The sequence below is a fragment of the Thiocapsa sp. genome (genome assembly GCF_035467215.1).
GTDB lineage: Bacteria > Pseudomonadota > Gammaproteobacteria > Chromatiales > Chromatiaceae > Thiocapsa.
In genome coordinates this window covers 1-11,533 of record NZ_DATITZ010000220.1, presented here as the reverse complement: position 1 = coordinate 11,533, position 11,533 = coordinate 1, and the positions used below count along the sequence as shown (strand labels likewise).

The following is an 11,533-nucleotide window of genomic DNA, read 5'->3' as shown; positions in this document are numbered from 1 at the left end:
TGCTCGCCGCCGAGCTGGGTCTGAACGAGGACGAAGACGTCTTCGAGGTCGAGGGCATGATGGCCCTGCGCGACCTCTTCGAGATTGCCGGGATCGAGAAGCCCGAGCTTCACGACAAGACCCATCGAGCGGTCGACCATCCGTTGCTCGCCAACGACCGGCGCAACATCTTCCACATCATCCGCGAGAACGGGCCGCTCCTGCTTCAGCACCCCTATCAGGCCTTCAGCACCTCGGTGGAGCGTTTTCTGCGCACCGCCGCCGAAGACCCCAAGGTGCTCGCGATCAAGATGACGCTCTATCGCACCTCGGCCGGCCCGATCCTCGACTCGCTCATGCAGGCCGCGCGCAATGGCAAACAGGTCGCGGTGCTGGTGGAGCTTAAGGCGCGGTTCGACGAGGCCGCCAACATCGTCTGGGCACGGCGTCTGGAGGCCGAGGGCATCCACGTCAACTACGGCGTCATGGGGCTGAAGACCCATAGCAAGCTCATCTTCGTCGTGCGGCGCGACTACTCGCAGCTGCGCCGCTATTACCACATCGGGACCGGCAACTATCATTCGGGCACGGCCAAGCTCTACACGGACCTGGGCATGCTCGGCTGCGACGAGGATATCGGCCAGGATCTCACCGAGCTTTTTAATTATCTCACCGGCTATTCGCCGCCCCCGAGCTATCGCAAGATCCTCGCCGCGCCCTATACGCTCAAGCGCGGGATCATCGAGAAGATCAACCGCGAGATCGAGCATCACAAGCGTGACGGCGGCGGACTCATCCAGATGAAGATGAATGCGCTGGAAGACGCCGAAATTACGCGCGCGCTCTACAAGGCCAGCCGCGCCGGCGTGAAGGTCGATCTCATCATTCGCGACACCTGCCGCTATCGACCCGGACTGGCCGGGATCAGCGAGACCGGTCGGGTCGTCAGCATCGTCGGGCGCTTCCTCGAGCACGCACGCATCATCTATTTCAGAAACGGCGGCGCGGAGGAGTACTACATCGGCTCGGCCGACATGATGGGCCGTAACCTCGACAGCCGTGTCGAGGTCCACGCGCCGGTCGAGAACCCGGAGCTGCGCCAGGAGCTACGTCTGATCCTGGACGTGCAGTTTGCCGACACCCGCTCCGCTTGGGACATGGATTCGGACGGCAACTACACCCAACGCACACCGGAAGACGAAAACGCCAAGGGTGCTCAGGAGACCCTGATCGGTGTCGCCGAGAAGCGACTCGCCGCGGCGGCGAAGCACAAGGAGAAGAAGGTGCGATCCAAGCTCTTGAGCCATTTCCAGTGGCGTTTGCGGGACAAGAACCTCAAATAAGCCGAGGTCCGGGCACAACGGACGTGCCCACATCCCTCCTGCGCTCCGGTGCCGTTTCGAGGAGGCTCAAAACCGTCGGTCATCCTCCACATAGCGGTTCCCCCTGCCCTGCACGCGCCTGATCCGCCGATTGCGCTCGATCTCCGCGGCATCGGGCGGATCGGCGTCGTTCCAGGCCGTATAAAGCCGCTCGTCCAGCCGGCCGATGCGGACGCCATAGGTATCGCGCATGTAGAACAACGTCCGGGCGATGTCCCCGCGCACGCCCTCCGGCGGCTGTACCCGGCGCAGGACGGGATCGAAACGAATCTTACAGTCGCCCAGCTGTTGCCCAGGGCGCAGCTCGCCCCAGGCGTGATCCGACCGCGCGGCCGTAATGGCTCCGGCCGCGGGGACGAGGTTGTGCAGATCATTGTGTGCAGCGGCGAAGGCGGGATCCACCCGTTCGCAGCAGGCCGTCCCCGAGAGGGGAACCGCCCCGCCGGTCGTGCAGGCGGCGAAGGCCGCAGGCTCGCGCCAACAGCGGCGCGAGCCTGCGAGTCGCGACGCCGAGACGACATGCGCGGCCTCGACCTGCTCCGCCCGGCGGCTGCCGACCAGCGCGCCCAGACCGCAGCCCGCGAGGTCGATCCGACCCCGAAGGTCATAGCGACAACTGCAGAAGAAGGTGACCCGCCGATCGGCGTAGACGGTGTCGAGCAGGACCGCACGCGCCTCATCGAAGCTGTCGGCAATCCCGGACCGCGGCGCTTCGGACCCAGCCGAAGCGCCGCACCCCCGACGATCGAACGGCCACCACCCCGCGGTAGGTTCTGCGGTTGCACGAACCGGCGCCGCGACACCCCCGTCGCCGAACGAGATCAGGGATCCTACACCGACAGCCGTCTCGCGCACCACGTCGAACAACAAGACGCGGATGTCGCGCGCGATCTCGACCGCACGACCCGCGGGCTCCGGCCAGCTCTGCGTCAGGGTCATCGGCAGGAAGGAAACCACGCAGATCAAGACCAGCCCGATCCCGAGATCGCGCAGCGCGATCATGCTCCGGCGTAGAAGCGGCATCCAACGGGCAAGCCCGGCGAATCGGGTTGCAGCTCGAGACGAAGGTGCTTTGCGAGACGGGCGGCGAGGCATAACGAGCGGACGATCCCGAGTGGACGGCGGGCAGGCACTTTAGCAGAGTGTGCTTGGAGCGCGAGCAGGCGCTCGAGGATCTCGTCCGAAAAACGGGGTTCAGCAGGGCGCGGAGGCTCCTGCGGGACCTTCGAGTAAGCGAGCCGCGGAACGCGGACAGGGGCGCGGAGTCGCCGCGGCGCGGCGAACCGGCCCGCCGCCACCGTCCGCAACCTCCTAAGCAGAGATGCCAGGCGACGGCGGGAGACGGCAACGGCGCCACGAATCCGGGCGCGCCTTACCCACGCGACGAGACCGATCGCCAGGATCAGCGCGGGTGCACCCCCTTTGACGATGCCGGCGCCCAGCCAGCCAGAAGACGCCTGATGGCCGGGCTGACCTGGAGCAGCGTCGGAGGAAACGGACATGCCGCCGACAGCCTGGTCGTACCCCGAGAATGCGGAGGGTAACTCCGGCTGCGGCAGCTCGGGGAGAAAGGCCACGGGCTCGTCCGTCGCCAATGTCGCCTGGGAGCTCGATTCCCAAGCGTCGGACGATGCCGGCTCGGCCGCAGACAGCAGTACCGGATTCGGATCGACCTCGGTATCGGGTGCGGGCGGATCGGCGGTCGGCGCGACGGGCTACGGATCGGCCTCGACCCGGACCGACTCGCGCTCCGCGATACCGGAGCGCACGAGCGATTCGAGGTAGCGGATGCGTTCGGAATAGAGACCGCGCAAACAATCCGCGTCGCCGCAGGCGGCGCGCTCGTTTCTGAGCCAGGCCTTCTGCATCCGCTCGGGCGAGAGGCCGAGCGCCTGCAACTCGGTGTGGCGATGCGCCGGGCGCGGATCAGAACTCCTCGAAGGATTCGAAATCACCGCCCTCGTCCGGGAAGGCTTCCTCGGACTCGAGGGGCGCCTCCTCGGGCTCCGCAGGTGTTTCCGACGCCTGGGCCTCGTTGCCGCCGAACAGGCCGGTCAGGGCATTGGCCACCATGATGCCGCCGGCGACGCCCGCGGCGGTCGTCAGGGCCGACGCCATGAAACCGCGCCCTGCAGACGGTGTCGGCTGCGACCACCCACGGCTCGGAGCTGCGGGGGCGGACGATTTGCCGAACGCCATGCCCGGAGCTGCGCCCGCAGCCGTCGCCGGCGTGCTGCCCGGAGTCATGGCCGGCGTGCGCTCGGCCGTTGGCCGCGCGGCGCTTGCGCCCGGAGCCGCTCCGCCCCCGAAGAGCCCGCCGAGGAATCCGCCGCCCGCCGCGGGACGCTCGGCAAGCTGCTTCTCCAACTCCTGAATCCGTTGGTTCTGCGCCTGCACCGTCTGCTCTTGAATCAGGATGACCTGAGACATGTAGTAGGGCGCGGCCGGCTGGCGGCTCACGGCAGCGGCGATCTCCTGCTCCGCAGCCGGATCGCGGGGGCCGGCCTGTTGCTCGGCCTGCTTCAGCTTGGCGAAAAGGTTGCCGATCATACTCTGCTCGTCGTGATCCACTGGAAACTCTCCTTCCGGTCAAAAGGGTTCAGGTCAAAAAAGGGGAAAGGCCGCAGCATAGAGCCCCCATCGGTTCCGAAGGTTCCTCGAGTACGCTGCCGTGAGCGACGCATTGAGCCGCACGGGGCGGCGGCCTGTCAATTGGCGCGCATGCAGGCAACGGCCGATAACCCGCGCAAGGTTGCGAAGCGCGACCGGGCCAACCTAGCGAGCCTGGTTCAGAGACGATGACCAGAAGACAGCGCACCGCGCTCCGGCCTCCTGTCTTGGGGCGAGCCAATCTGTTTCGGCGGCCCCTCACCGCGCGATCGGGTCGCCGCGCCCTTGTCCGCGTGTTGCCATGGCGCCATGATGACGTGCCTTTCGACAGGAGCCTCACCCATGGAATTTTTCGCCATCGCCCGAATCGTCGCGACCGCGGATCAACTGCGCGACTGGATCACGGGACCGCGCCTGGCCGAGTGCTGCGACACGATCGATCGGGTGCTGGACTGGCGGGAAAATCTCGATGCGGGCGAGATCTACTGCCTGTGGGGGCAGTTCGAGGTGCGGCGCGAACCGATCCGCGACGGAGTGCGCTTTACACTCCCCGGCTGCCCGAACGCACTGGCCTGGACGGTGACGGCCGAGTCGGAGGGCGTGCTCGTGCATTGCACCATCAACCGGACCGAGCACGATCCGGACTTCATCGCGTCGATCGAGACGTTCGTCGAGGATTGGCGGGTCGGGTTGGCGCGCCTGGGTTTAGCCGGGCGAGGCGCGCTTTGAGGTGCGCTCGGCGCACCGACCGCAATCCCGACGAGGCGCCGGTCGAATCCAGGAGCGACCGCCCATTCGCCGGGCGCCGTCGAAAAAGTCCATCAGACGAGGCATTCATGGCGATGTGCGAAAGAATCACGACCGAGCGGCTCGGGCAGCCGCAAGCCGATGGGGAGTGATGTGGGCGGGCAACCAGGGTTTTCGGGCGGAAGCCTCGGGGACGCTGCGGGGTCATCCGATCAAGTGCGCTTCATGCGGCGCGCCATCGAGCTGGGCCGTCGAGGCTCGGCAGCGTGCGACGGCGGACCTTTCGGTGCCGTGATCGTGAGTGCCGGGCGAATCATCGGGGAGGGCTGGAATCGGGTCATCGCCACCCGTGATCCAACAGCGCACGGCGAGATGGTTGCGATCCGCGATGCCTGCCGACAGACCGGGAGCATCAGCCTGCAGGGGTGCGATCTATACACCAGCGGCCAGCCCTGCCCCATGTGCCTCGGTGCGATCTACTGGGCGCGGATCGAGCGCATTTTCTACGGATTCAGCATCCAGGATGCGGCCGGAATCGGCTTCGATGACCACTTCATCCATGAGCAGCTAACAAAGCCACCGGGGCAACGAGCGATCCCCGAGATTCCGCTGCTGCGAGCGGAGGCACTCGCGATCCTCGAAGCCTATGCCGCCAATCCGAGGCGGGTGCACTACTGAAGTCGTCGTTCTACACGGACCGCCGGTCGTCCGGGCGGACGAGCCGTCACGACCATCGCCGCGACCGAGATGGAAACCGACGATGGTCCGCTCGACATCGGCGTCTGAACCTCCGTGGACATGGCCGATGGGCCTTCGCGCAACGGTCTGCGACTAAACAACCACCTGCTAAAGCCGGTGGGTTTGCGTTACGGACTGAAAGTCCGGATACGCGTCGACTGAACGACGCGTCTTAAGGCTCCACCTTAACCTCCGGCGCCGGGTCGGTCCTGGCGTGCCCGCAGAGGCGACTTGCCCGCAACGTCCATGTGCCGTCGCCGCTGCTCGCCGAGCACGTCGATGACGAGATCCGAAAGGACTTCGCGCCGAGCGAGCGGGGCAACATCGCCAAGGCGCTCAAGGACAAAAACGGTAATCCGCGCGAATAAAGCTCCGACCTGAAACCGAAAGAGCACGGCTCCAGGCTAGGCAGTGCACTTCGCGAGATTTTGGCGCAACCCAAGGCGCCCGAACCGGTCAGACGGCCGCCAAGGCCGCCGGGGCCGGTAATGCAGAAAACTGCCGCCATCCCAAGGCGCAGGAAGGATCTTGATCAATGCTGGGGTGGCGTCGAGCGCGCAGCCAGACGCGCCGTTCAGCGCGCTTCGTTTTCGCCTCGCACACGGCGAAAAATCTCGCGCGCCAGGTGCTCATGTGCCGCCGAGCGGAACTCGGTGTCCGTCATCACCCGAGAGAAAATCTCCTCGTTGCCCTCCATGCGTGCGATGAACAGCTCGTCCAGCATACGATCCAGATAGGCCGAGAAGTTCGTGAAGTTGTTGGCTCGGGCCGCCTCGGCAATTGTCTCGTCATGCTCCGCCGAGGCCCTTATCTGGTCGAAGAACAACTGATCCGCCTCGGCGAAATCGGTGCCGAAGCGCTCGTTGAGTCGGTCGATCAAACTCGACAGCGCAACTTCCTCATCCCTGACGCCGCCCGTGCCGACATCGGTCGGCCCCTTCAGCGGATAGGTCTCGCCCTGCGCAAGGTCGATCGAGCCCTCGGTCATCTGCTGGAGCCGGAAGAATCGCAGGGCCACCTCGTCATCCAGCACGAAGCCCTGGCCATGACCCGGCGGCGGGAGCTTCGCCAGCAGGTTCCGCACGAAGGCGTAAAGCCGCTCGAGATCGCTGTCCTGATAGGGGATGATCTGCGACAGGAAGGCATAGAGGTTTCGGTAGGCCGTCAACTGGCCGCGAAACTCCTCACGTTCTTCTTCGCCCCGCCCCTGGAAGCGCTGCGCGACGGCATCGAGCACGGCATTCATGACCTTATGATCGCTCGCCGAGTGGTCGCGCTTACCACGGTACCAAACCTCGGCGAAGGCGGTCACATCCGCCGGCGTGAAGATCGCCCATTCCAGCAAGCGATGTTGCAGTTCCGACAGGCGATGCGGATCGGCATTCTCGCCGACCGGCGTCGTCTCGTAGTAAGGCTTGAACGCCTGGTAGATGTCGTCCTCTTCGTTGGCGAAATCGAGCACGAAGGTGCGGGACTTGCCGGGCGCGATGCGGTTGAGCCGCGAGAGGGTCTGCACCGCCTGAACACCGGCCAGCCGCTTCACCACGTACATCGTCTGCAACAAGGGCTGGTCGAAGCCGGTCTGATACTTTTCAGCGACCAGGAGGACCCGATAAGCGTCGCGCTCGAAGGTCTCGGGCAGCTCGCTTTCGGCCAATCCGCCGTTCATCGCCACCTCGGTATAGGACGATCCGGGGTCGTCCGGGTCCTCGACCGTGCCCGAGAAGGCCACCAGCGAGCGAATGCCGCTGTAGCCCTGCTCTTTGATGTAGCGGTCGAAGGCGAGCTTGTACTTCACGGCGGCAAGGCGGGACCCCGTGACCACCATTGCCTTCGCGCGCCCGCCAAGCTCATGCATCACATAGAGCCGGAAATGCTCGACGATGACGGAAACGACCTGCTCGATATTGACCGGATGCAGCTCCAGGTAACGGGTCAGGGCCTTCGCGGCCTTCTTGCGCGGCACATCGGGATCATCCTCGATCTGTTTGATCAGCCCGAAGAAGCGCTTGTAGGTGGTGTAGTTCTGAAGCACATCCAGGATAAAGCCCTCCTCGATGGCTTGCCGCATCGAGTATTCGTGGAAGGGTGACGTGCCTGAAGGACCTGGCTCATCGAACAGGGCCTTGGTCTTGAATTTCGGTGTCGCCGTGAAGGCGAAGAAGCTTAAGTTCGGCTGCCGGGCGCGTTGCAGCGCATCACGCAGTACGGCTGCCCTAGTCTCTTCCGACAGGTCGTCGTCCTCTTCCCCGGAGAGCTGGGCGGCAATGGCCGCCTCGATCCCGTGCTTGTTGAGCATGCCCCTCAACTCCGTCGCGGTCTCACCGCTCTGGGACGAGTGCGCCTCGTCGACGATCACGGCGAAGCGTTTTCCCGCCGTGTCGATCATGACGCCACCGCCCTTCTTCTCCAGCGTGGAAAGCGCCTGAGAAATGAAAGGGAATTTCTGAATGGTCGTGATAACGATGGGCGTGCCCTGGGACAGGGCGCGGACGAGCTGCTGGGTGTCCTCGTCGATCTTCTCGACCACCCCGGTCTTGTGCTCGAACTGATAGATCGTCGCCTGCAACTGCTGATCCAGCACACGCCGGTCGGTCACGACGATCACCGAGTGAAACACCTTCTCGTCCTGTGCGTCGTGTAGGCTCGCCAGCCGGTGCGCGAGCCAGGCAATGGAGTTCGATTTGCCCGAGCCGGCCGAGTGCTGGATCAGGTAATTCCGGCCCGCGCCATCGGCTTTGGCGTCCGCGATTAGCCTGCGCACCGCGTCGAGCTGATGATAGCGCGGAAAGATCATGGTCTCCTTCCGCACGGTTCGCACGCCCTTCTCGGTCGTGACCTGCTTCTCCTTCACTTCCAGATGCATGAAGCGCTGCAGAATCTCCAACAGGCTATCGGCTTGCAGCACCTCGTCCCAGAGGTAGTATGTCTTCCAGTTCCCCTCCACCGGCGGGTTGCCCGCCCCATGGTTGTTGCCCCGGTTGAAGGGTAAGAAATGGGTCTCCTTGCCCTGCAGTCGGGTCGTCATCCAAACCTCGTCCGGGTCCACGGCGAACTGGACCAAGGCGCGCTTCTTGAATGCGAAGAGCAGATCGCGCTCGTCCCGCTCGCTCTCGTACTGTCGCACTGCGTCGGTGGCCCGCTGTCCGGTCAGCGGGTTCTTCAACTCGACGGTGACAACGGGGATGCCGTTGACAGCCAGGATCACGTCGATGATGCAGCGGCGGTGCCTATTTCCATTAGGGCCATCCGCTTTCTTCATGACCGAGGTAAAGCCGACCTGCCGGGTGATGGTCAACCGGTTCTTCGCGTAGCTCTTCGCCGCATCGGGATTCATGCGGGTGTTCGGGCGAAAAAAGGCCATTCGGAAGGTCTTGCCGTAGCACTTGAACCCGTGCCTCAGGACATGAAGCGTACCCTTGAGCTCCAACTCCTTCGACAAACTGTCGAGCACGGTCGTCGCGGTCTTCGGCCCAAGCAGCGCCTCCAGGGCCACCCATTTGGCCGGCTGGCTGTCTCGCAGGAAGCCGGTGACATCCTCAGGGAAGAGGGCCAACGACTCATCGTAGTCCTTCGGACTGCGCTTCTCGTAACCACCCGCGCTCGTCAGGCCGGTCTCGATGGCGGTCTCGAACGCGGCCTCGTCATGTCCCGACATCAGCTCTCCCTCGCAAAGTCATAACGCACGTGCAGTGACCTCAGCATGGCAAAGGTGTCATGGAAACGCACGCCGAATTGATTGCACACATCGGGCAGCAGGATGCGCCCGCGCGCCTCGGGCCGGGGCTGCTCGTTGGTCACGACGTCCACACCCGTCACGCACGCGTAAGCCACTAGCCAGCCGTCCGCCTCCGTCGCGAACTTGGCCTTGGCGTTGTCCACGTACTGCTGATTCCGCTGCACCCACAGCATGATGTCCTGGTAGGCTCGAATGACATCCGCGTCCTGGCTTGACCGGAAGAACCCATCAGGCACGTCGTTCTTGACCCACTGCACCAGGTCCTCGTCCTTGCGCCCGGCGAGCAGCTCCTGCTGAACGCGGTCCAAGCTGTGCAACCGGCCTTGCTCGTGATGGTGGATCAGACTGTCCCAGAAGCCCGGACAGATCATGAAGGCGTAGTAGCCGTTCTTGGCCGAGATGAAGACATCGGAGTCGATGACGTAGATCGGTTCCGGCGTCATGGCAGGTCCACACCGAGACGGCGCGCATATTCCTGGAAAGTGCCGCCATGCAAACCGGTCAAGTCGTAGGCATCCTTGAACCCGATCCGCCCCTCCTTGGCCGCGCGCATCACCTGGATGGCGAACAGCCGGCCAACGCGCGCATTCTGGTTGTTGTAGAAACTGCCACCACCGACGCCCTGAGCCTTCTGCTTTTTCTCTCGCTGGATGTAAGCGTCGTAAAAGTCGAAGAACGCTGCACGATCCGTCAGTCCCAGGTCCATGGCCCGGCGCCCGATCACAATGGGGCTGACCTTGAATGCGCTCGCGAGCACCTCGAACGGCGACGCATCGCGCTTCACCTGCGGCCACAGGGCCCGAAGCTCGGCCGCCGGCACGAGAAACTCCGCCGCGGCCCGGTCGCAGAAGGTCTCCACGCGACCGCCATCGGGGAAGATGCCGGGGAACCCGGACAACCCGGCCCCTTCGACACCGAGCCAGAGGTGAGCCAGCTCATGGGCGAGCGTGAACATCTGGGCGGACTTGGCGTCCGCTCCGTTGACGAAGATCAGCGGAGCCAGATCATCGGTCAGCGCGAAGCCACGGAACTCCTCGACGTTCAGCCGGCGGTGTGTATCGTTGCCGACAATGCCGTTGATCACCGCAATGACTCCCTGCCCCTCGATGGCGCCACGCAGGGCGCTCACGGCCTCCTGCCAGCTCCGCACCTGTGCGGCCCAACCGTCACCGAGACCGAGCAGCCGTCGCATCTCTCGCCCGATCGCCTCCGGGTCGTCCGACAGGCGGGCGCTGCCGACGAAGGCGAGCGGCTCCGCATCGCAATCCAGCCGCTCTTCGCGCAGCCATGCCTGGCGGCGCTGCATCGTGTAAATCGTGTCCAGCAGATCCGGACTGACCGCACCCGGTTGCCGATTGCTCAACGTGCGGAAGTCCGGGATCGGCATCGGCAGGTCCGGCGGGTCCAGCAGGAACAGGAAGCCGAAGGGTACGTGGGTGGCCTTGGCGAAGGCCTCCAGTTGGTTGAAGGTCGGCGACAACTCCCCGCGCTCCCAGGCGGCGAGCTTCGGAAAGCGGCCGATGAGGTCTTCAACATGCAGACCGGCGCGCTCGCGCGCCCAGCGCAGAAGATCGGGGTTGATGGAAACTCGGGTCATCGCCGAACCCCGTTGATCAGCGTATTCAACTCAGTCCGGACCTGCGGCGGCCGGGCTAGCCAAGGCATTGCAGCCACATAAGTTGTTCGGTACGGTTTCCGCCGCTGCCCCGAAATTGCCTTCGGTTCGGCCGGGCATGGCTACGCAGCTGCCGAGTGGATTAAGGTGTCGTCAATTTCGATCCCCGCACCCTTCATGCGCATGGCAAGTTTGACGGCCACCTCCTTTACGTGTTCGTTGAACTCCAGATAGATGACGCCGTTCACATCTGTCGGGAGTTCCAGGGCTCCCTTCTTCAGGAGAACCATCCGCTCCCGGCCAAGCGACGCTAGGACCATGCCGAGTTCCAAGATCACATTCTGACGGGCACGCGGCTGCCGGTCCGCGTCGGTCTTGGTTTTGGGGTAGCCGTAGTCATCCGGTGTGAGCAGAACAATGCCGAAGGCCGCTTCTTTGTAGATTTGCTGCTCAAGGGCTTCGATGAGAGTTTTCGACTCCCCGTCGTTGTTCTGGAGGATGTAGGGATCCAGACCGAGACGTCGCAGGACAAGCTCAAGCTGCTCGAGCGCTTGGGTGTCGTGACCGTGAACAACAAAGATCTTTGTTCTATCGTCCTTCGGCATGGTGGCCGCTGGAGGAGTCAACGCTGCCCCGCCTGACGCAAAAACCGCTTCCAGCTCCGCTTTCGGTTCAGTCTTGCCCTGACACTGAATAGTTCCTTTGTGAGGCCAGTAGTTGAGG

Annotated in this window: 10 protein-coding genes; 3 read left to right on the top strand and 7 right to left on the bottom strand. The window is 64.2% G+C overall.

Annotated elements, in window-relative coordinates; all coding sequences use genetic code 11:
- A partial coding sequence (gene ppk1 / locus VLR48_RS12485) for a polyphosphate kinase 1 (RefSeq protein ID WP_325292103.1) occupies window positions 1-1,322 on the top strand: 1,322 nt, incomplete at its 5' end.
- A 66-nt stretch (window positions 1,323-1,388) separates the two neighbouring features.
- Here ppk1 and VLR48_RS12480 read toward each other — a convergent pair.
- From VLR48_RS12480 to VLR48_RS12470, 3 genes are all read right to left on the bottom strand, one after another.
- Complete coding sequence (locus VLR48_RS12480; protein WP_325292102.1) at window positions 1,389-2,384, bottom strand: endonuclease; 996 nt, start codon at window positions 2,382-2,384, stop codon at window positions 1,389-1,391.
- Between the two features lie 692 nt (window positions 2,385-3,076).
- A complete protein-coding gene (locus VLR48_RS12475) occupies window positions 3,077-3,316 on the bottom strand; it encodes a hypothetical protein (protein ID WP_325292101.1) in 240 nt (79 codons plus the stop codon).
- Window positions 3,288-3,932 (bottom strand): DUF2076 domain-containing protein, encoded by a 645-nt coding sequence (locus tag VLR48_RS12470; RefSeq protein ID WP_325292100.1) that lies wholly within the window; start codon window positions 3,930-3,932, stop codon window positions 3,288-3,290. Before VLR48_RS12470 ends, VLR48_RS12475 begins: the two co-directional genes overlap by 29 nt.
- A 381-nt stretch (window positions 3,933-4,313) precedes the next feature.
- Between VLR48_RS12470 and VLR48_RS12465 the strand changes: the two genes are divergently transcribed.
- Window positions 4,314-4,700, top strand: a complete 387-nt coding sequence (locus VLR48_RS12465; protein ID WP_325292099.1) for a hypothetical protein — start codon at window positions 4,314-4,316, stop codon at window positions 4,698-4,700.
- Window positions 4,701-4,871: 171 nt separating this feature from the next.
- Entirely contained in the window at window positions 4,872-5,396 is a 525-nt protein-coding gene (locus tag VLR48_RS12460; RefSeq protein WP_325292098.1) for a nucleoside deaminase, read from the top strand.
- Between the two features lie 634 nt (window positions 5,397-6,030).
- Here the strand turns inward: VLR48_RS12460 and VLR48_RS12455 are convergent.
- From VLR48_RS12455 to VLR48_RS12440, 4 genes are all read right to left on the bottom strand, one after another.
- Entirely contained in the window at window positions 6,031-9,114 is a 3,084-nt protein-coding gene (locus tag VLR48_RS12455) for a type I restriction endonuclease subunit R (protein WP_325292097.1), read from the bottom strand.
- The gene (locus VLR48_RS12450; RefSeq protein WP_325292096.1) at window positions 9,114-9,638 is read right to left on the bottom strand and encodes a DUF4411 family protein; all 525 of its coding nucleotides are present in this window, start codon (window positions 9,636-9,638) and stop codon (window positions 9,114-9,116) included. Before VLR48_RS12450 ends, VLR48_RS12455 begins: the two co-directional genes overlap by 1 nt.
- Window positions 9,635-10,675: an ImmA/IrrE family metallo-endopeptidase gene (locus tag VLR48_RS12445; protein ID WP_325292095.1), complete on the bottom strand. Its 1,041-nt coding sequence runs from the start codon at window positions 10,673-10,675 to the stop codon at window positions 9,635-9,637. Before VLR48_RS12445 ends, VLR48_RS12450 begins: the two co-directional genes overlap by 4 nt.
- A gap of 257 nt (window positions 10,676-10,932) precedes the next feature.
- The coding region (locus VLR48_RS12440; RefSeq protein WP_325292094.1) for a nucleotide-binding protein at window positions 10,933-11,533 on the bottom strand (601 nt) is incomplete at its 5' end.